This window comes from Moraxella nasibovis, from assembly GCF_029581575.1.
In the GTDB taxonomy this organism is placed as follows: domain Bacteria; phylum Pseudomonadota; class Gammaproteobacteria; order Pseudomonadales; family Moraxellaceae; genus Moraxella; species Moraxella nasibovis.
The window spans coordinates 2,160,950-2,181,646 of record NZ_CP089975.1 but is presented as its reverse complement, the minus strand read 5'-3'; the positions used below and the strand labels follow the sequence as shown (position 1 = coordinate 2,181,646).

Genomic DNA, 20,697 nt, shown 5'->3' with positions numbered 1-20,697 from the left:
ACCAACTCAACTTAAAAACAGCCGTCGCATCGCAAGTTTTTGACAATTGTGCGTAAATTTGCCACAATAGCGAAAATTTTTTTATGAACTTCATGCCATGTCAAAACCACAAAAACACCGCCCAAGCGATAAATTTTCGGACAAAAAAGGCAAACCCGCCAAAGCTCACTCTGCCAAGCCTACCAAGCCACGCACGCCACATTTTTATGGCGTTCATGCGGTGATGGCTTTATTAAAGCACCGTCCACAAGATGCACTGACTTTGTTTGTGCAGATCAGAGATGATGGCGGTGTCAGCCACACGCACGATGAGATCATCGCCCTTGCCAAAAATCATGGCGTGAGCGTGCAAATGACTCATAAAGACAGGCTGGCTGAGCTGTGCGACAGCCATCAACATCAAGGCGTGGTCGTGGCGGCACGCTTACCGCAGATGTACGATGATGGCGAGCTTGAGCGTCTGTCGGACAAGGCGGATGTACTGTTTTTGGTGCTGGATCAAATCACAGACGCACACAATCTGGGGGCGTGTCTGCGTTCGGCAAGTGCGATGGGCGTGGATGCGGTCATCATTCCTAAGCACCAAAGCGTGTCCATCACGCCAACGGTCGCCAAAGTCTCGGTCGGTGCGGCAGAAGTGATTCCTGTGATTGCGGTTACTAATTTGGCACGCAGTCTTGAAAAGCTCAAAAAAGCAGGCGTGTTCGTCTTTGGGACGGCATTGGACGAGACGGCAAAGCCCTTGTACGACTGCGATTTTGGTGGAAAAGTCGCCATCATCATGGGGTCAGAAGGCGATGGCATGCGTAGGCTTACCCAAGAGCATTGCGATACTTTGGTGTATATTCCGATGGCAAATAATCCAGACCGCCCACAAAGCCTCAATGTCAGCGTCGCCACAGGCATGGCATTGTACGAAGTGGCAAGACAGCGAGCTAAGGGCTAGACTTGCCGCCATTAACATCGCTTTCCGCCTGATAAAACCCATTTAAGCCCCACCAAATATCAAACCCCGCTTTTTTTGGCGGGGCTTTTGATTAAAATTTTTGATTAAAATTTTGATTAAGTGTTCCATGTGAAACATGAAAAGCATTACCATCAAGCTTTTTTGGCAATTTTATCCAATGTTGCTTTGTTAGCGAGCATGGCTTTTTTGTCGTCTTCGGTTAGGGTTTCGCATTTATTGGGGTCATTGCCACAAAATTGGCAAAACTCATCGCCCATCAGATTGGCAACGCCGCCACATGAGCCTTTGAGTGGTTGTTTTTTTACCATGTAGCCCACGCCCATGAATAAGAAAAATAGGATGAATACGCCAAGTGTTACAAAAAAGATGGGGAGAAACTGTGCTGCAAAATCGCTCATTGTTTTTTCCAAAATAAAAAGACATGAGTTATTATAAAAAATTTTGACAAAAAAATCAGTCCCTTTTTTGTAAGGGGCTGATGCGTGATTTATAACCAATAAACTTCATTGTTGCTACGAATTGTAGGGGTGAAACATTTTTCGCCCAATAAAATCAATAGGGCAAATGGTAATTTGCCCCTACAATGCCGTATCAAATTTTAGGTTCGTTAGGTATATTAAGATTTGCAGACTATAACCGACCGATGCTAGCACATATTTGCTTATCAAAACTTAGCACCACGCCCAAGGTCGGCACATACAGCCAATAACCAAACTCAATACAGTCATCAAATAACGCCAGTATGGCAGATTTAGGCTTGCCTAATAAGATGGCTGGATTAAACATCATTATCTCCTTGTGCTGGTCGTGCTGTTTTATGGCTTTCTGCAAGCGCATACCAATCAATGTGGCGAGTGGCGACCATCGCAATGGCGATACAGACAAAGCAAAACGCCGAGCCTAAGAGCAGGTTTAGCCCACTGGCTGACAACAGGATATAAAATGTCCCGTACAGCAGCCCAAGCACCAAAGAAAAGCCAACGCCGCCTAGCACCGAGCCGAGCATATAACAGGCATAATAACCAATCAAGCCCACGCAAGCGATGCTGGCAATGGCATAAGCATGGCCAAAGGCGATCTGCTCGGCAAGCGATAATAAAAGGAAATAAAACACCAGTAAAGCACTGCCAACGAGCAGGTATTGTATGGGGTGTATCGCACGCCCTTTGATGACTTCAAATAAAAAGAACGTCCCAAACGACACCATAATAATGAGCAGGGCGTATTTGATGCTGCGGTCGGTCTTGGTGTAGGTGTCGTTGGTGTGGATAAAATCGGTCATCAGAGCGTGGTGCGTGTGTTGGTCAAAATCGCCCATGATGCCCCGTGATAGCTCCATGATAAGTTTTTGATTTTGCACGCCTAGCACATGGGCTTGCCATGTCGCCCCAAAGCCGTTGTCGGTGAGCGATTTGTGCGTGGGTAGAGCTTGCCCGTGGAATTTGGGATTTTGCCAGTTGCTGTTTAGGGTAACGGTGTTCATCTCGCCAAGCGGTAACACGCCAAAACTGCCAATGCCCGACACATCAAGCTCAAACTGCACATTAAGCTCCCCACTGCCCGTAAAATCATCTTTCATAAAGTCGTCTTTCATAAAGTCATCCAAGGTCATGGGCAAAGCCACTTCCAAATGCGGTAGGGCGTTGTCTGTGCCAAAGGTGGCAGGATAGCTTTTGCCATTGACGGTTACATTCGTTGGCATGACACCCCGTAAATCACTTAGGGCAATGATAAGTCTTAGCGGTTGGGGAATGTGGACGGATTCGGTAGGTGTGGTAGGCGTGGGTGTCGCTTGGGTGGTTTGGGGGTTTTGGGTGGCGACTTGCTCGCTTGGGGTGGATTGGGCTTGCTCGTTTTGGGTTTGCTGATTTTGAGCCTGTTCGTTTTGCGTTTGGGTGTCGGGAGATACCGTTTGGGCAGGCTTATCAATGTGTAAGCTGTGGGCGGTGGCATGGGCATCAAAACTCTGCTGAACGACAACTTTTGTGCCATAGCTTATCGCCCGATAAATGCCCCGTTTGTACTCGTCATCTCGCACATTGCTTGTCGCCTTAATGTCGCTTTTGGTGGGGAAAATGTAGTGCGTCTCATCGCCATGTCCTGCGACCAAAAAGGGCGTGGCTAGGATTTGCGATGACACATGGGACGACTTAATCTCGCTGATTACCTCATCGTGATAAGACTGTCGCTCGCTCACAAGTCCGCTCACGAACATCAGTCCGACAAAAAACACAAGGCACACCGCCCCGATGAGTGATAATTTTGTACCGATTTTTTGCATAATGAACTCCTAAAAACATGAAGTCATTATAAAAATCGTCTGTGCAAAAATGATGGAAAAATGGGGCAAAATTATGGAAAGTTTGTGAAAAATGGGGTTTATACACGCAAAGCTTTAAAAATGATACAAAATTTGCCATATCATGTAGGGATGAAACATTTTTCGCCCAATGAAATCAATAGGGCAAATAGTAATTTGCCCCTACACGCCTGTGGTAAACTTTGAGTTCGGTTGATATATCAAAAATATCTTGTTAATAAAAACAGCCCAAAGCCATCTTATAAAAATTTCGGCAATCTCATCACCACACTCACCACCCCTTCATTATCTTGGGTAAGACTTACCGTCCCACCGTGCAATTCCACCACTTGTCTGACCAGCGTCAGCCCAAGCCCCGTGCTTTTTTGCTGGGCGGATTTGCCTATGCTAAAATACCGCTCAAAGGCTCGCTTGATGATAAAGTCGTCCAGCGTGTCGCTGTCATTTTTGATATGGATAAACGTATCCGTCTCGGTTTGGGTTATATGAATGGCTATTGTGTTTTTGCCATAATAAATGGCGTTGTCAATGACATTTTGCACCGCTTGGGTCAGCCAAAATTCATCGGCACGGATATGAATACCGCTTTTGTCAAATTGCACGGTTCTGCCAAGCTGTTTTAGGGTTGCCGACTGCTGATTTAGGCAGGTTTGAATGAGTGCATCCAAATCAACATCGCTCATGGTAAGTTTAAAGGTGGGCTGTTCAATCTTGGCAAGGGTCAAAAGTTTGTCCACCAAGGCGGTCAATTTGTCCGTTTGCGATAGGATAATGCCCGTAAACTGCTCACGCTCGGCAAGACTCAGCTCGTCCGTCAAAATCTCGCTACTGGCACGAATGGCGGTTAGGGGCGATTTTAGCTCATGCGTGAGCGTGTGGACGTACTCGCTCACGTACGCTTTGTTTTCTATGGTGTCTTTCATGGCGTGAATGCTTGCCATGAGTTCGTTCAGCTCTCGCCCTAGATAAAAATGGGGCGGAGCGGTACTGGCAAGCCCTTTGGTGTAGCGGTTTACGCTGTCTATGCTACGTCTTAACCACCATGCCATGAGCGTGGCGGTGGCAAGCGTGATTGCCATAATTGATAAGATAATCTTAATAATTTCATCGGTGCTTTTGTTGATATAAGGAATGAGCGTTTGGGTGGGCTTGCCAACGGATGCCACACCGATTATCCGCCCGTCCGAGACAATCGGGCTTGCCACATACATGACCGAATGCCCGCCGATGTCAGTGCTTCTTGCCCCGTATTTGCCATGCAAGGTCAGATACACGTCATTCCAACGGCTAAAATCCGCCCCCACGCTCGCCCCACGACTGTCATAGATGACCACGCCTGTGCTGTCCGTGATGTAGATGTGGTAGGTGCTTTTGGATTTTTGATGATACCAAAGCGGTTCATCAGGGTTGGTAAAGGCGCGGGATAATTTGGCGTTAAGCGTTTGATTTAATTCATCTTTTGATAAATCTGCCACGTCATCTGCCACAAAATGCGACAGTAGCACTGATGTATCCACAAGGCTGTCTTCTACCACCCGTTTGGCGGACGGTCGCACTGTTTTTTGGACATAATATAGGGCAAGGGACGATGACAACAGGGTAATCAAGGCAAAGGTCAGCCATATCCGCACAAAAATACTAAAACTTAGGCGTTTTTTAAAAATGCGGTCAAGTAGATGATGAAAATTTAGCACAGGCTGTATCCCAAGCCCCGATGGGTTACAATCAGCTCATCATCACACACTGTCGACAGCTTTTGGCGTAGGGTCTTGATATGACTGTCAATAGTGCGTGATAGGCGGTGTTCGGGGTGGTCGGAGATACTTGCCAAAATCTGCTCACGGGACAAAATGTGCGTGGGGTTGGCAAGTAGGGTGAGCATGATACCAAGCTCGGTTTTTGATAAGGTCAAGGCGTGATTATTTAGAAAAAGTGAATAATCACAGGCTTGATAATGCCAAGTGTGTCTGCCTGTGGTTTTGGTAAAGTCGGTGTGGGCAGGGTCTGATTTATCGGCTTTATCCGATTTTTGGGTAAAGATGTTTTCTCTACGCCATATCGCTTTTAGCCGTGCTATCAGCTCTCGGGGGCTAAATGGCTTGGCGATGTAGTCGTCCGCCCCCAGCTCCAAACCCAAAATGCGGTCAATTTCATCACTTTTGGCGGTCAAAAATAGGATTGGCACAAAGGCATGTTTGTCGCCTGCTCGCACTTTTTGACAAAACTCAAAGCCCGTACCATCGGGCAAACCCACATCTAGCACAAGGGCGGAGAGTTCATTGGCTTGGTTTAATAGCTCAAAACCTTTGGCAACCGTGTCCGCCCATGACACGGTATAGCCTTCACGCTCTAAGGCAAAACGCAAGGTTGTGGCAATGGCAGGGTCGTCTTCGATAATGAGAATGTGCATGGTGTGGCATGGATGTTGAGTTGCCATCATTATACGCCAAAATTGTGGGTTTTTGTGGGGTATGGAGGTTTTTCATGGATTTTTCATAAAAGTGTTGTGGATGACAGGATGCGCTAGTGCGTGAACTTTTCTAAGTTAAATTACTTGGGGTGGTTTGGTGATTCATGATTATCCCAAACTGGTAATGACAATAATCTTTCTTTTGCCATATCAAAAGGCAGTCGCCTACCATGGGTTTGCATTGTTGTAAGAGCATTTAAGGCGGACTGTAATGTTACCTTTTGATGAATAACAAGTTGTTCTAGCACCCAAATAGTGCCATGAATTACGATTGCTTCTTTTTGAGACGCTTCACGCAATGCTTTATCACCTGTTAATAAGGGACAGCTCTCTTGTTTTGCCAAAGATAGTGCCATTAAATCATGCAAACTGGTTTTTGGTAAGTGGCTTGCAATCCAAACACATAGGTCATAGAATCAGAATTTAGACTCAATACTTGCAGTCCCATTATAAGTAAGTGAGAATGTTGGTTTTTGAGTTCTCTGTCAAATAATATATCAGGTGTACAAAATCGATAGGGTAATTCAAACATTGACTCTATCAATTGACAGCATTCCAAATCAATCAAAATATTGGCATCACTAATAAGCATTTGTTGCATTATTAGTCTCCGCATGCATCAAAATACTGATGTTGCACCAGTTTATGAACGGATATTCCTAATAATTCCGCCCCTTTTGACTCACTAATAATATCTTCGGCAATTGCTCGATAAACAAGCTGTTCAAAAAGATGTGTTTTTTCATTAGGATAAGGCTTATCAGGCTCTTGTTTGTGCCAGCCTTTTTGACGAAAACGAATACTTTGGTTTTTGTGGTAACTATCTGTAATAATATGCAAATCTTTCACACGATACAAAATGGCTGACATTGAAATACCATATTCATGTTTTAAAAAACTCAATTCGTTGGGGGTAATTTTGGTGCGTTTTTCTCCCCATTCTTGAATTAAACTTTCTTTGGGCAATAGAAATGCCCCTGCAAAGCGATTGCAAGCTTTTTCTATGTCCATATCTTTGGGTAAGCGTTTATCTAGCACCAAATGACCTAATTCATGAGCCAAAGTAAAACGTTGTCGGTCGCCTGTCCAATGAGATGAGATAACAATAATAGGAATGTCATTAATCATCGCTTGCAAACCGTCAAATTTATTATCATGGTTATCAACATCACTAATAATGACAATAATGCCCAATGATTCCAAAAAATCAATCATGTTAGGAATGGGATTGATACCAAGTTTCCAATAATCTCGAAGTTCATTGGCGATTATCTCTATGTCGTCCATGGTTGTTATGGGCTTGGAAAAGTCATAATCTAACTGATAAGTAGTTATGGGGAAATTAAGCCAAAGCTCTTTTAGGTGCAACCAGCGTTCAGCTTGGTTGGTAACATCAATGGTAATTTTTTTGAGTAATAGTGCAGGGGTGTTGGCTTTTTTGCGATACTCCACCTGCTTTAATTCTGCTTGCACAGGGCGAAACAAAAAAGCCATATCCACATCTAGTGCATGAACAAGGCGAAGCAGCACATCAGATGACGGCATACTTTGGTTGTGTTCGTACTTCTTTATCATATTGGCACTTAGCCCAACTTTGCTTGCCAATGCTTGCATGGATAGGTCTTGAGCTTTGCGTGCCATGTGCAGACGAGTGCCTATCATAACTTTTTCCTAGTATAAAATGGTTTATAAATTTAAATAAATTATCATCATTATAAACCAAAAACACCGCCCAATCAAATTGAGCGGTGTTCTTTTGTTTTTTGGCAGTTGCCAATCAAAGATTACTTATCATCTTTAACTTCGGTGTATTCAGCATCGACCACACCGTCATCGGCGGGCTTGGCTTGCTCTGGCTGAGCGTCCGCTTGCGCGCCTGCGTCAGCGTAGATTTTTTGACCGATTGGCAAGAACGCATTGTCAAGGGCTTCTAGTTTTGCCTTGATGTCGTCAGCGTCATCGCCACGCACGGCAGTTTCTAGCTCGCTGATGGCAGCTTCAACGCTTGCTTTTTCTTCGTCCGTTACTTTGTCGGCGGCGTCTTTTAGCGCTTTTTGTACGCCGTGGATACGACCGTCCGCTTCGTTACGGATGTTGGCAAGTGCGGCAAATTTCTCATCTTCAGCAGCATTGGCTTCGGCGGTGCGGATCATCTCTTCAATCTCGGCATCGGACAGACCTGAGTCTGCTTTGATTTGGATAGATTGAGATTTGCCTGTGCCTTTGTCCTTAGCAGAGATGTTCATGATGCCGTCTGCGTTGATGTCAAAGGTCACTTCAATCTGCGGCACGCCACGCGGTGCTGGTGGAATGTCAGTTAGGTCAAAGTTGCCCAAAAGTTTGTTTTGGTTGGCAATCTTACGCTCGCCTTGATACACCTGAATGCTCACGGCAGGCTGGTTGTCGGCAGCGGTTGAGAACACTTGTGATTTTTTGGTAGGAATCATGGTGTTCTTCTCGATGATTGCCGTCATCACGCCACCCATGGTCTCAATGCCTAGGGTCAATGGCGTCACATCCAGCAGCAATACATCTTTTTTGTCGCCAGAGAGTACCGCACCTTGGATCGCAGCACCCATTGCCACCGCTTCGTCAGGGTTCACATCTTTTCTTGGCTCTTTGCCAAAGAACTCTTGCACTTTTTGTTGAACCAGTGGCATACGAGTTTGACCACCGACCAAAATCACATCGTCAATGTCAGAGGCTGACAGACCTGCATCTTCTAGGGCAGTTTTGCATGGAATGATGGTGCGTGCAACCATCTCTTCGGTCAGGCTTTCAAGCTTAGCACGGCTGATGCTGATCACCAAGTGCTTAGGACCTGTGGCGTCTGCGGTGATGTATGGCAAGTTCACTTCGGTAGAAGTTGAGCTTGACAGCTCGATTTTGGCTTTTTCGGCGGCTTCTTTTAGGCGCTGCATTGCCAAAGGGTCGCCTTTTAGATTGACATCTTGCTCTTTTTTGAACTCTTCTACTAGATAGTCGATCAACGCAAGGTCAAAGTCTTCGCCGCCTAGGTGCGTGTCGCCGTTGGTCGCCAATACTTCAAATTGCTGTTCGCCATCGACATCAGCGATCTCGATGATTGACACATCAAAAGTACCACCGCCTAGGTCATAGACAGCCACAGTTTTGTCGCCGCCTTTTTTGTCCATACCATAAGCTAGGGCAGCTGCGGTAGGCTCGTTGATGATGCGCTTGACATCCAGACCTGCGATTTTGCCTGCATCTTTGGTGGCTTGACGCTGAGCGTCGTTAAAGTAGGCAGGGACGGTCACGACCGCTTCGGTGACGGTCTCGCCCAGATAGTCTTCGGCGGTTTTTTTCATTTTGCGTAGGACTTCTGCCGAGATTTGGGGTGGCGCTTGTTTTTTGCCGTTCACTTCTACCCACGCATCGCCATTGTCAGCTTTGACGATTTTAAATGGCACAAGTGAGATGTCTTTTTGTACCACTTTTTCATCAAAGCGGCGACCGATCAGACGCTTGACGCCAAATAGGGTGTTGGTTGGGTTGGTGACGGCTTGACGCTTGGCGGCTTGACCGACCAAAGTTTCACCATCTTTAAAAGCCACGATCGATGGTGTGGTGCGTGCGCCCTCACTGTTTTCGATGACTTTGACTTTGTCGCCTTCTAGCACGGCAACACAAGAGTTGGTAGTACCTAAGTCAATACCGATGACTTTACTCATATTTTTTCTCCGATGATTTTAAGTTGATTTTTTAAAGTTGCTTTGTGGCAAAGGCTCATGTTGTTGTCATGGTTTTTGCCAATCTTGCCGTTTATATTTGTGTCAAATTTTGGTTTTCAAGGGAAAATTTGACAAATTTTTTAAATTTTTTTTGTAAAAAATTTCATTTAAGTCCTTGAAATTTAAAACAAAATCCATAGTGCTTGCTGGTGGGCAGATGACAATTTACCCATCGCACAAACTTACGCCCCCACCAACACCATCGCAGGGCGAATCGAGCGGTCGTGTAGAGTGTAGCCTTTTTGCAGGACCTGACCGACGGTGTCTTTGTCGGCGTCTGGGAAAATGCCCACCGCCTCGTGCAGCTCAGGGTTGAACGCCTCACCCACTTCGCCTACCGCCACCACGCCGTTTTTTTCTAGGACGGCAAGTAGGGATTTGTGTGTCAAACGCAGCCCTTCAAGCACGCTGTCGTCCGCGCCTGCTTTCTCGGACGCTTCAAGTCCACGCTCTAAGTTGTCTACGACATCCAGAAGCTCTTTGGCGAACTTTTGCAGGGCAAATTTTTTCGCCTTATCAGTTTCTTGCTCCATGCGGCGCTGGGCGTTGTAGCTCTCGGCATTGGCACGGGCGGCTGTCTCTTTGGCGGCGGCGAGCTCGGTTTGTAGCGACTCGATTTGTGCGGTCAAAGCGGCGGTTTCGTCCACGGTTTCGGTGGTTTCTTGATTGATGGTGTCTTCGGTGTTGATGGTTTCGTTTGTCATAAAAATCCCCAAGTGGTTTTTTGCAAAAATCCCTAACTTGATAAAGGTTAAGGGGGAGATTTTCAAGGCATGAACACAAAAAAAGATGGAATGAGCGGTGTTTGCTCGGTGTTTATGGTCGGCTGATGGCAGAATGTATGGTATTTGGGTGCAAATCATCAATCAATGTGGCGTGCTGTTTGCTGTCCTTGACAATGCTGTATAGTCGCTCGCCAAGCGTCAAATAACGACAGCGAGCCAAAAGTTCGGCAGAGTTTGGCAGGCTTTGCCAATGCTCAAACGCCATCTGGCTACTGACCAGCACATAGATGGGCGTGTCTGCTTGGCTGTTTAATATGGGCAAAATTTGGGCATAATCGGCAGGCAAATCGGCAGGGCAAACTCGCTCATACCAGCGAATGACATCAATCTGCACGCCACGAGCGTTCAGCGTATCGTGGAGCAGTTTGCGACCGCCCACCCCACGCCAAATCAGCACTCGACTGCCTGTGCCAAGTGAGCGGATTTGTGGGAGTTTTAGCATGCCTTCGTTATTGGCGGTATCAGGCAAAATGGGCGTAAAGCCAGCATTGATTAGGCATTTGGCGGTGGCATCGCCCACAGCGATCATTGGTGTGTCAGGCTTTGTGTGGGTTTTTTTGCCATTTAAATGTGCCAAATATGCCAACGCTCGCTTGGCGGATTCGACACTTGTGATGATGAGTGCGTGATAATTGCCCGCTTGCCAAGCACGAAGTTTTTCCGCATCACAGGTATCTATGGGCAAATCGTTAATTTCTAGCAACGGCAAATCCACGACCGCCACGCCACGCATCGCACGAATGGCATCGCTACGGTGCGTGGGGCGAGTGTTGATCAAGATGGGGTCAGTTGCCATAGACTTCTTGTAGGATTTTGTCCGCCCCTTGATTGAGCAAGTCCTGAGCGACTGCCACGCCCAATGCGTGTACTGCTTGCTCGTCATCGGCGGTATGGCTTAGTGTCAGATGATGTTCGGCTTTTAGCAAAGTTTTGCCATCAACGCTACCCACTCGCCCACGCAGGGTCAAGGTGTCGCCGTCAATGGTGGCAAAGCCTGCAATCGGCACTTGACAGCCGCCTTCTAGGGCGTGATTCATCGCTCGCTCGGCAAGCACGCATAGGCGAGTTGGCAGGTGGTTTAGTGGTGCAAGCAGGCTTAAAATCTCGTCATCGTCCGCTCGGCATTCAATCGCCAACGCCCCTTGACCGACCGCAGGCAGACTGAGTGCCTCATCAAGCTCGTGGCGGATACGCTCATCAAGCCCCAGTCTTTGTAAGCCACTGGTCGCCAAAATAATCGCATCGTACTCACCATTATCCAGCTTAGATAAGCGAGTGCCGACATTGCCACGCAAGGATTTGATGGTCAAATGCGGATAAGCGTGGGCGACTTGGCATTCACGGCGTAGGCTTGATGTGCCAAGCACCGCACCAACAGGCAAGTCGTCCAAACGCTCAAAATGATTGGAAACAAAAGCGTCTGTCGGTGCGTGTCGTTGGCAGTACGCCCCCAAAGTCAAACCTTCTGGCAGCACCATCGGCACATCTTTTAAAGAATGCACAGCGATGTCGGCTTGCTTTTCGTATAAGGCATTTTCAAGCTCCTTGACAAATAAGCCTTTGCCGCCGATTTTGGCAAGGGGCGTGTCTAGGATTTTGTCGCCTTTGGTTACCATTTCTAGCAGTGATATGTGTAAGTTTGGGTACAAAGATTGCAAAGTATCTTTAATAAAATTGGCTTGCCACAGTGCCAGCGGGCTTTGGCGAGTGGCGATGGTTAGGGTGGTTTTCATGATGATTTCGCAAATTGACAATAAAATAACCGCTATTTAACCATAATAATTGACTTTGGGCAAATTTATCTGCGTTAGACTGCCTTGGGCGATTTTTGATAAAAATGAGCAAGCTGTCGGCGAACTTTGGCTTGGCACCGCCGAGAAATGACAAGGGGCGTTGGCACACCGCACACGCTGACATGGGCGTGGCTGATGGCTTGAATGTGCCGTATGCCTGCCAGTGTGTGCCGATGAATGCGAATCAGGGCGTCAGGGTGGGCAAGTTCAAGGGATTTGAGCGTGTCATCAACGAGCGTGGTGCCGTATTTGTGGTGGATTTTGGTGTATTTTTGTTCGGCTTGGCAAAACAGAATGTCGTCAATGACAATACATTCATCGCCCCTGTGCGTGCGTGCGATGAGCGTGGGTTTTTGGGATTGTTCGGCAAGCGTGGGTCTTTGTAATTGTGCCAAAATGTCCAAAATCGGTGGCAAACTGCATTCGTCATACTCCCCAAAGCCATGCACGCCCAGTGATAATAATGGGGCGGGCAAACAGACGAGCGGTGGCTTGGCATCTGCTGACAGGCGTGGGGCGAGCAGTACGATGGCAGGGCGAGCGTGGCGGTGCTGGCTGTGATGATGGTCGGCAAGCTGTGATATAAGTTGGGATAATTCTGCCGCCGCCAAATCTAGCATGATGATCTGTGGCGAGCCAAATTTGACCGTCTTGATGGCATCGCTTGGTGTGCTGGCGATGGTCAGCAAGTATGGCAGGGGGCAAAGCGTGGCGGTGATTTGCTCAATGAGTGTGCCTGTCGTGCTAAATAATAGGATTTTCATGAGAATTATTCCCAATAAGTTGGCTTATCATAGCATTTTGTGCCAAAAAAGCAACCAACTTGCCGAAAAATTACCGCAATCTACTTAGAATGGGGATTTGGCGTGTTTTATTATTGGTGGGCTGTGCTATAATTGCCAGTAATTTTTTAAATTTTCATATATAAAAGGTGCAGCGATGACACAAACATCATCTATGTGGGGCGGTCGTTTTAGCGAGGCCACCGACAAATTTGTCGCAGAATTTACCGCATCGGTAAACTTCGATAAACGCATGGCAAACCAAGACATACAAGGCTCTATCGCCCACGCCACCATGCTTGGCGAGTGTGGGATTATCACCAAAGATGAAAGCCAAAAAATCATTGATGGGCTAAACCAAGTCAAAGCCGAGATTGAAAAGGGTGAGTTTGTCTGGAAGGTAGAGCTTGAAGATGTGCATATGAATGTGGAGAGTAGGCTTACCGCCCTGATTGGCGATGTCGGCAAAAAATTGCACACAGGCAGAAGTCGCAACGACCAAGTGGCGACCGACATTCGTCTGTGGCTACGAGACGAGACTGACAATATTTTGGCGCTATTAAAGCGTCTGCAAGGCGGACTGCTTGACCTTGCCGAACAGCACACCGAAACGATCATGCCAGGCTTTACCCATCTACAAACCGCTCAGCCTGTCAGCTTTGCCCATCATGTGATGGCATGGTTTGAGATGCTTTGCCGTGATAGTGAACGCTTTAGCGAAACTCGTAAACGCATTAACCAAATGCCACTGGGTTCGGCGGCTCTGGCTGGTACGACTTATCCGATTGACCGTACGATTACCGCTCGCTTGCTTGGCTTTGAAGGCATTTGCCAAAACTCGCTAGATGCGGTGAGCGACCGTGATTTTGCCATTGAATTTACCGCCAATGCGTCAATCCTAATGATGCACCTGTCTCGCATGAGCGAAGAGCTGATTTTGTGGATGAGCGCACAGTTTGGCTTTATTCACATTCCAGACCGTTTTTGTACAGGCAGCTCCATCATGCCCCAAAAGAAAAACCCTGATGTGCCAGAGCTTGTGCGTGGCAAGGCGGCTCGTGTGTTCGGTCAGCTGACGACCCTGCTTACACTTATGAAAAATCAGCCATTGGCGTACAACAAAGATAACCAAGAAGACAAAGAGCCACTATTTGACTGCGTGGATACGCTGACAGGTTCGCTACTTGCCTTTGCTGATATGCTACCGAACATCGTGCCAAATAGCGAAAATATGCGTGCAGCGACTTTGAAGGGCTACGCCACTGCGACTGATTTGGCGGATTATTTGGTCAAAAAAGGCTTGCCGTTCCGTGATGCTCACGAAGTGGTGGGCAGTGCAGTGGCGTTGGGCGTAACCAAGGGTGTGGATTTGGCAGAATTGTCTCTTGATGAATTAAGACAATTTAGCGACTTGATTGGCGATGATGTGTTTGAGTGTTTAACCTTAGAAGGCTCGCTTAATGCTCGTAACCATATTGGTGGAACTGCTCCACAGGCGGTAAAGGGGGCGATTGAGCGGGGCAGAGAAAGGATTGCCTAATCCTAAAAATAACATCAACCTTGATTGGACAACTACTAAGCCCAATCAAGGTTTGCCTAAACGCCAGATTTCTACAAACTTAAAAGGACTTAGCACGCAAAATCTCACACTTGACATGTTTGACACATCAGACAGTTGGAAAGAGTGGTATTTAAATTTAGACAACGAAGACATATTTAATCTTAATCAAAAAAGGCAACCCAAATGACCGAAATTTTTAACCCAAAAGCCAATCTTGTCATGTGTCGTAAATACGGACAAGAATTGCCAAAATTACCAAATCCACCGTTTCCCAATGCCAAAGGCGAAGAAATCCAAAACACCGTCTCAAAAAAAGCGTGGGACGAGTGGATTGAGCTACAAACCATGCTGATTAACGAAAAACACCTGAGTATGGCGGACAAAGACGCCAAAAAATTCATCGCTCAGCAGCGAGAATTATTCCTAGACAATGGCGACTACGAACGCCCAGCAGGCTTTAAACCAAAGGCGGATGTGTAATGATTGCAGTGCAGGGTGTTTTTGAGCCGATTTTGACAGGCGATCAGCGTCCAGAAGTGCTAAACGACTTTCCCAGCGTGCATGTACAGCCTGTGGCGTGGGGCGAGATGGATGGCTTTCATCATCTGAACAATGTCGTGTTTTATCGCTATGCTGAGTCGGCTCGTATCAGCTATTTGCGTGCGTCTGATATGGTCGAGACACGCACCGACATCATGACAATTTTGGCGGCGAACAGCTGTCAATACAAACGCCCCGTGACTTTTCCTGATACGCTGTTAATCGGCGTGCGAGTCAAAAGTCTTGGTAATACCAGCGTGGTCTTTGAAAAGGCGTTTTATAGTGTCGCCCAAAACGCCATTGTCGCAACAGGTGAATCGGTGATGGTACGAGCTGACGACAAGGGACAAAAAACGGCTTGGACGGCAGAGGAACGAGCGTTTTTTGAGCGGTTTGAAAATCGTTCTTTGTAAATTCTATCCAATAAAAAATCCGAAAATGGTATGTTTTCGGATTTTTTTGGTGCTGTGAAATGTTATGCCACACTCACCCGAGCATAAGCTTTTTTGCCTGCTTGAATCACGACCGTTTGACCGCTTGATAGGGCAAAATCCGCCCCGACCACTTCATTATCCACTTTGACCGAGCCGTTTTTTAGGGCGTCTTTTGCCTGTGCGGAGTTTTTGACCAAGCCTGCTTGGTTTAGGATTTGAGCGATGAACAGCTTGTCCTGACCGTCTGCCAAATTTAGCGTAACTTCTGGCAAATCAATCGGTAGCTCGCCATCAGCCAAGCGGTTGCCTGCCGATTTATGGGCGTTTTCGGCAGCTTCCAAGCCATGGAATCGCTCAATCAGCTCGTGAGCAAGAATGCGTTTTAGCTCTTGTGGGTTGCGACCATTTGCCATCTCGTCAAGTAGGGCATTGACTTCGCTCATCGGCTTAAAGCTTAACAGCTCAAAGTAGCGAGCAATCAAAGTGTCTGGCATAGACAAAATCTTTTGGTACATCACGCCAGCAGGTTCGTCAATGCCGATGTAATTACCCAAAGATTTACTCATCTTATTCACACCGTCCAAGCCTTCCAAAAGGGGCATCGTCAGGCACACTTGTGGCTCTTTGCCGTAGCGAGATTGTAGGGTGCGACCCATCAGCACATTAAAGGTCTGATCCGTACCGCCAATCTCCACATCCGCATCAAGGGCAATGCTGTCATAGCCTTGCACCAGTGGGTACAAAAATTCGTGAATGGCGATCGGTGTTTGGCTGTTATAACGCTTAGAAAAATCGTCCCGCTCTAGCATACGAGAGACGGTCAGCTGGCTTGCCAGCCCAATCATACCACCTGCCGACATCTTAGAAAACCACTCAGAGTTAAAGACGATTTTGGTTTTGTCTTTGTCTAGGATTTTAAAGACTTGCTTGGCGTAGGTCTCGGCGTTTCGTTTGACATCTTCTTCGGACAGTGGCGGACGAGTGGCGTTTTTGCCAGACGGGTCGCCAATGCGCGCGGTATAATCGCCAATCAAAAACAGCACTTCATGCCCAAGCTCTTGAAAGGCACGCAGTTTATTTAGCACCACCGTATGCCCAAAATGCAAATCAGGGGCGGTAGGGTCCATACCGAGCTTGATACGCAAAGGACGACCCAAAGCGAGTTTTTTTAACAAATCTTCTTCAGAATAAATCTCAACCACGCCACGCTTTAAAAGTTCAAGTTGTTCTTGGGGCGGTAAAAAATCTGCCATAATACACCTTTTTAAAATGAAAATTGTCTAAAATCGCCTTAGTATAGCAAAATTTTTGTCATGAAAAAACGGCAAACGATGGATTTTCTTTGCCATTATGACCGCTTGGGACTATAATAGGCAGATTGTCGCCACTTTTTGTTGTCTTTTGGCGTCGGTGGCGAGATTTTCCCATGCTTTATGAAAAAACAGCACATCCAAACCCCATAAAAACGCCTTATAATAAGACAAAATTAGGCACAATTTTAGGATCATTTATGACCACTCACACCTTTACTTTGCCAGATTGGTTTGAACCGAATTTGGTCGCAGGTATGCAGCGCGGCATCGAAAAAGAAGGGCTTCGTATGCAGCCTGATGGCTATGCCGCCAAGACTTTTCACCCTGCCAAACTCGGCTCAAAGCTGACCCACCCTTATATCACGACCGATTATTCAGAAAATCTGCTTGAGCTGATTACCGAGCCAAAACCGACCATCAAGGTAGCCCTTGACATGCTCAAGGATTTGCACCTGCTGGTGCATCGCTCGCTAGAAAATGACGAGCTGATGTGGCCGATGTCTATGCCGTGCATGAGTTCGGACACCGACAGCGACATTCCACTGGCGGATTATGGCTCATCCAATATCGGCAAACTAAAAACGCTCTACCGCTCGGGGCTTGGCGTGCGATACGGTCGCAAAATGCAGACGATTGCAGGCCTGCATTATAACCTATCAGTGGGCGATGATTTGTTTGGCAAATGGTTTAATCAGAGCGAAACAAACGGCACGGACGATGATTTTGTCCAATTTAAAAACGCCAAATATCTTGCCTTAATTCGCAATTTTAAACGCCTAACGCCACTTGTGCTGTATCTGCTTGGGGCAAGTCCTGCGGTGTGCGGTACTTTTTTAAGTGGTCGTGAGCATGGTCTGATTCCGCTGGGCGAAAGTTGCAGTTTTTATCAGCCGAACGGCACCAGCCTGCGTATGGGCAAACTTGGCTACACCAACAGCGTCCAAGAAGATTTGGACATTCGCTATAATGATTTGAATGAATACATCACAGGACTTCGCCGAGCGATCGGCACGCCATTTGCCGATTTTGCCAAGATTGGCGTCGATGATGATAATGGCAATCCGATCCAAATCAACAGCCACATTTTGCAAATTGAAAACGAATTTTATAGCCCAATTCGCCCAAAACAAGTCACCAAATCAGGCGAAACACCGACCGCAGCTCTGGCAGCGCGCGGTATTGCTTATGTGGAATTTCGTGCCATTGACCTAGATCCGTACTCGGACATCGGCATCACGATGGCGACGGCGTGCTTTTTGGAGATTTTGGCGTTGTACTGCCTATTGACCGACTCAAAAGAGCTGCATAAAGATGAAGAAAAACGCCTAGCCGATAACATCGACACCATCGTCAATCACGGTCGTGCTGATGGCGTGCAGATTTTTGATGACAATGGCGAAAAAGTGGATTTTCGTGCATGGCTTGTTCATCATCTCACACAAATGCAAGCCATCGCCGATGCGTTTGATGCTCATCACGGTGGCAACGATTACCGCTCGGCACTGGCGATGATGCAAGGCAAGGCGAGCAATCCTGCCTTTACCTTGTCCGCTCAAATTGAAGAAGACAGTCGCCGTGTTGGTGGCACTTGGGCATTGGGCAAAATCCTTGCTCAAAAGCACCAAAAAGCGCTTTTGACGCACGCACTTAGCCCATCGCAAGAGCAGCATTTTGATGACATCGCCAAGCAGTCGCTACAAGAGCAAGCCAAGCTTGAATCATCAGACACCATCAGTTTTTATGATTATGTGCAAGCATATCGCTAACTGATTGATATTATTGTATTTTATTTTGGCTTAAAATGTATTGAGAAATTGTTTTTCCTACTTCCTTAGACAAGCTTAGGACGAACGGAAAAAATTTTATCATGATACTTTTAACCATGATCCATTTTAATAAGCAGGTTGTATTATGCTCACTTATCGCGCTATTAACGCCCTACTGGTGCTGCTTGCCACGACAGCGACAGCGATTGCCATTGGCTATTTGCAGCTGACGGTCGGACTTGACCCTTGTCCGCTGTGCATTTTTCAGCGGATTGGGCTGTGGGTAATGGGAACGTTTGCTCTGTTATCGCTCGTTTTTAACCCAAAATCCAAAGCCGTCAGACTGCTGTTGTGGCTTGGCAGTATGGCAGGGGCGTTGTGGGGGCTTGGCGTGGCGACTCGCCATACTTGGCTGCACTACTCGCCAAGTGCCGTACCAAGCTGCGGTCCGGGGCTTGGCTACTGGGTGGAAACTTTGCCGATGTCGGAAGTGTTGACGGTGGTTTTGGCAGGCAATGGCGACTGCGCTTTGATTGACTGGACGCTGCTTGGTCTGTCCATTCCTGCTTGGACGATGATTTTGTTCATCGTGATTGTGGGGATTTTGCTTAAACTGCTTGCCAAAATCATCAAAAACGAGCCGTGATTTATTTTTTAAATTTTATTAAAAATTTGCGATTTGATTTATGGCAAATTTATAAAATAACCCCCTTTTTTAATCAACATTATTTTTTTTACAAATTAGGCACATTATGCACATTCATATTTTAGGTATTTGTGGGACTTTTATGGGATCGCTGGCTCTTTTGGCTCGTGATCTTGGGCATACGGTAACAGGCTCGGACACGGGCATTTATCCGCCGATGAGTACCCAATTACAAAACGCTGGCGTAGAAATTTGGGAAGGCTACAAGGCAGAACACCTGCAGCCTGCCCCTGATTTGGTGGTGGTGGGTAACGCCTGTAAGCGTGGTATGGAAGCGATTGAATACATGCTTGATCAGCGCCTGCCTTATACTTCGGGCCCGCAGTTTCTTTATGAAGAAATACTAAAAAATCGTCATGTGCTTGCGGTCGCTGGCACGCACGGCAAAACGACCACGACGACGATGCTTGCTTGGGTCTTGCAGCACGCTGGCATTGACGCTGGATTTTTGATTGGCGGTGTGCCACTGGTGGATACCGATGATGCTCGCCTGCAAAAAGCCTTTGCTCACAGCTCGCATTTGGGCGAAAAATATTTTGTCATTGAAGCGGACGAATACGATTCGGCATTTTTTGATAAGCGTTCAAAGTTCGTGCATTATCGCCCAACGACAGCGATTTTGAACAACTTAGAATTTGACCATGCGGATATTTTTAAGGATTTGGACGCCATTCAGACGCAGTTTCATCACATGATTCGTATGATTCCAGCGAGCGGGCAAATCATCATGCCATCAAATACTCAAAGCCTAGAAGACACGCTCAAAAAAGGCGTGTGGACACCTGTCGCACGCACACACATCAGCGATGGCAATGATGATGGCGCTGATGCCGAGTGGCAAGCCAAACTTTTGCAAGCCGATGGCGGTGCGTGGCAAGTGCGTTTTGGCGATGAGATGGGCGAAGTGCATTGGGGCATGAGCGGTCTGCATAATGTCAATAACGGTCTGGCTGCCATCGCTGCCGCTCACCACATCGGCGTAAGCGTGCAGGCTGCCTGTGCTGCCCTTTCCGCCTTTGCAGGGATCAAACGCCGCATGGAGCTGATCGGCAACATCGGCGGCATTGAAGTGTATGATGACTTTGCCCACCACCCAACCGCCATCACCACCACGCTAGACGGTGCAAAAAAACGCCTAAAAGGTCGCAAAATCTGGGCGGTCATCGAGCCACGCTCAAACACGATGAAACTTGGTAGCCACAAAGACAGCCTAGCACCATCTGCCGCCCTTGCTGATGCGGTACTGTGGTACGAGCCTGCCAATCTTGCGTGGGGCTTGAAGGACGCCATCGGCAATGCGGACAATCAGCTGGTGCTGGACAGCACAGACGCCATCATCGCTCATCTGGTGGCAAACGCCCAAGCCGATGACGCCATCATCATCATGTCTAATGGCGGTTTTGAGAGTATTCACACCAGATTGGTGGAGGCGTTGCAAAAATAGGTGTTGTAGGCTTGGCAAAGTGAAAATCCAACAAATTCAATGAGTTAAACTTAAAAATGGTGGG

General features: G+C 47.2%; 21 protein-coding genes. 8 read left to right on the top strand and 13 right to left on the bottom strand.

Translation table 11 applies throughout. The features are described 5' to 3' along the window. The first annotated feature begins 97 nt into the window (after positions 1-97). On the top strand, positions 98-946 hold the full coding sequence (gene rlmB, locus LU290_RS10425) for a 23S rRNA (guanosine(2251)-2'-O)-methyltransferase RlmB (RefSeq protein ID WP_277808507.1): 849 nt from the start codon (positions 98-100) through the stop codon (positions 944-946). Positions 947-1,098: 152 nt separating this feature from the next. Here rlmB and nqrM read toward each other — a convergent pair whose 3' ends face one another. The 12 genes from nqrM to LU290_RS10365 form a co-directional block, all read right to left on the bottom strand. Further along, positions 1,099-1,365, bottom strand: coding sequence for a (Na+)-NQR maturation NqrM (gene nqrM, locus LU290_RS10420; RefSeq protein ID WP_277808506.1), 267 nt, complete (start codon positions 1,363-1,365; stop codon positions 1,099-1,101). A gap of 232 nt (positions 1,366-1,597) precedes the next feature. Beyond that, positions 1,598-1,753: a hypothetical protein gene (locus LU290_RS10415; RefSeq protein ID WP_277808505.1), complete on the bottom strand. Its 156-nt coding sequence runs from the start codon at positions 1,751-1,753 to the stop codon at positions 1,598-1,600. After that, positions 1,746-3,248 carry a cell envelope integrity protein CreD gene (creD, locus tag LU290_RS10410; RefSeq protein ID WP_277808504.1) on the bottom strand — a complete coding sequence of 501 codons (1,503 nt, stop codon included), beginning with the start codon at positions 3,246-3,248 and terminating at the stop codon, positions 1,746-1,748. The genes LU290_RS10415 and creD overlap by 8 nt, the downstream gene beginning before the upstream one ends. A 278-nt stretch (positions 3,249-3,526) precedes the next feature. Next, the gene (creC, locus tag LU290_RS10405) at positions 3,527-4,981 is read right to left on the bottom strand and encodes a two-component system sensor histidine kinase CreC (RefSeq protein WP_277808503.1); all 1,455 of its coding nucleotides are present in this window, start codon (positions 4,979-4,981) and stop codon (positions 3,527-3,529) included. Then, positions 4,975-5,724 carry a response regulator gene (locus tag LU290_RS10400; protein WP_277808502.1) on the bottom strand — a complete coding sequence of 250 codons (750 nt, stop codon included), beginning with the start codon at positions 5,722-5,724 and terminating at the stop codon, positions 4,975-4,977. The genes creC and LU290_RS10400 overlap by 7 nt, the downstream gene beginning before the upstream one ends. Positions 5,725-5,837: 113 nt before the next feature. Then, entirely contained in the window at positions 5,838-6,113 is a 276-nt protein-coding gene (locus LU290_RS10395) for a PIN domain-containing protein (RefSeq protein WP_502888546.1), read from the bottom strand. Between the two features lie 247 nt (positions 6,114-6,360). Further along, positions 6,361-7,419: a helix-turn-helix domain-containing protein gene (locus LU290_RS10390; protein WP_277808500.1), complete on the bottom strand. Its 1,059-nt coding sequence runs from the start codon at positions 7,417-7,419 to the stop codon at positions 6,361-6,363. 122 nt (positions 7,420-7,541) lie between these two features. Continuing rightward, entirely contained in the window at positions 7,542-9,449 is a 1,908-nt protein-coding gene (dnaK, locus tag LU290_RS10385; RefSeq protein ID WP_277808499.1) for a molecular chaperone DnaK, read from the bottom strand. A gap of 242 nt (positions 9,450-9,691) precedes the next feature. Beyond that, positions 9,692-10,213: a nucleotide exchange factor GrpE gene (grpE, locus tag LU290_RS10380; protein WP_277808498.1), complete on the bottom strand. Its 522-nt coding sequence runs from the start codon at positions 10,211-10,213 to the stop codon at positions 9,692-9,694. 112 nt (positions 10,214-10,325) lie between these two features. Next, entirely contained in the window at positions 10,326-11,090 is a 765-nt protein-coding gene (locus LU290_RS10375; RefSeq protein ID WP_277808497.1) for a uroporphyrinogen-III synthase, read from the bottom strand. Continuing rightward, on the bottom strand, positions 11,080-12,027 hold the full coding sequence (hemC, locus tag LU290_RS10370) for a hydroxymethylbilane synthase (RefSeq protein ID WP_370688532.1): 948 nt from the start codon (positions 12,025-12,027) through the stop codon (positions 11,080-11,082). The genes LU290_RS10375 and hemC overlap by 11 nt, the downstream gene beginning before the upstream one ends. 74 nt (positions 12,028-12,101) lie before the next feature. Continuing rightward, positions 12,102-12,851, bottom strand: coding sequence for a LytR/AlgR family response regulator transcription factor (locus tag LU290_RS10365; protein WP_277808496.1), 750 nt, complete (start codon positions 12,849-12,851; stop codon positions 12,102-12,104). A gap of 193 nt (positions 12,852-13,044) precedes the next feature. On the opposite strand from LU290_RS10365, the gene argH reads away from it, so the two are divergent. The 4 genes from argH to LU290_RS10345 are packed head-to-tail and all read left to right on the top strand — an operon-like array spanning position 13,045 to position 15,383. Then, the gene (gene argH, locus LU290_RS10360; RefSeq protein WP_277809608.1) at positions 13,045-14,409 is read left to right on the top strand and encodes an argininosuccinate lyase; all 1,365 of its coding nucleotides are present in this window, start codon (positions 13,045-13,047) and stop codon (positions 14,407-14,409) included. Then, positions 14,381-14,617, top strand: a complete 237-nt coding sequence (locus LU290_RS10355; RefSeq protein WP_277808495.1) for a hypothetical protein — start codon at positions 14,381-14,383, stop codon at positions 14,615-14,617. Before argH ends, LU290_RS10355 begins: the two co-directional genes overlap by 29 nt. Next, on the top strand, positions 14,614-14,910 hold the full coding sequence (locus tag LU290_RS10350) for an oxidative damage protection protein (RefSeq protein ID WP_277808494.1): 297 nt from the start codon (positions 14,614-14,616) through the stop codon (positions 14,908-14,910). Before LU290_RS10355 ends, LU290_RS10350 begins: the two co-directional genes overlap by 4 nt. Beyond that, the gene (locus tag LU290_RS10345; protein ID WP_277808493.1) at positions 14,910-15,383 is read left to right on the top strand and encodes an acyl-CoA thioesterase; all 474 of its coding nucleotides are present in this window, start codon (positions 14,910-14,912) and stop codon (positions 15,381-15,383) included. The genes LU290_RS10350 and LU290_RS10345 overlap by 1 nt, the downstream gene beginning before the upstream one ends. A 62-nt stretch (positions 15,384-15,445) precedes the next feature. On the opposite strand, the gene tyrS is transcribed toward LU290_RS10345, so the two are convergent. After that, positions 15,446-16,657 (bottom strand): tyrosine--tRNA ligase, encoded by a 1,212-nt coding sequence (gene tyrS, locus LU290_RS10340; RefSeq protein WP_277808492.1) that lies wholly within the window; start codon positions 16,655-16,657, stop codon positions 15,446-15,448. 257 nt (positions 16,658-16,914) lie between these two features. Between tyrS and gshA the strand changes: the two genes are divergently transcribed. The 3 genes from gshA (at position 16,915) to mpl (ending at position 20,633) form a co-directional block, all read left to right on the top strand. After that, on the top strand, positions 16,915-18,483 hold the full coding sequence (gene gshA / locus LU290_RS10335; RefSeq protein ID WP_277808491.1) for a glutamate--cysteine ligase: 1,569 nt from the start codon (positions 16,915-16,917) through the stop codon (positions 18,481-18,483). Positions 18,484-18,628: 145 nt separating this feature from the next. Further along, positions 18,629-19,129 carry a disulfide bond formation protein B gene (locus tag LU290_RS10330; protein WP_277808490.1) on the top strand — a complete coding sequence of 167 codons (501 nt, stop codon included), beginning with the start codon at positions 18,629-18,631 and terminating at the stop codon, positions 19,127-19,129. A gap of 106 nt (positions 19,130-19,235) precedes the next feature. Next, positions 19,236-20,633, top strand: coding sequence for a UDP-N-acetylmuramate:L-alanyl-gamma-D-glutamyl-meso-diaminopimelate ligase (gene mpl, locus LU290_RS10325; protein ID WP_277808489.1), 1,398 nt, complete (start codon positions 19,236-19,238; stop codon positions 20,631-20,633). The last annotated feature ends 64 nt before the right edge of the window (positions 20,634-20,697 follow it).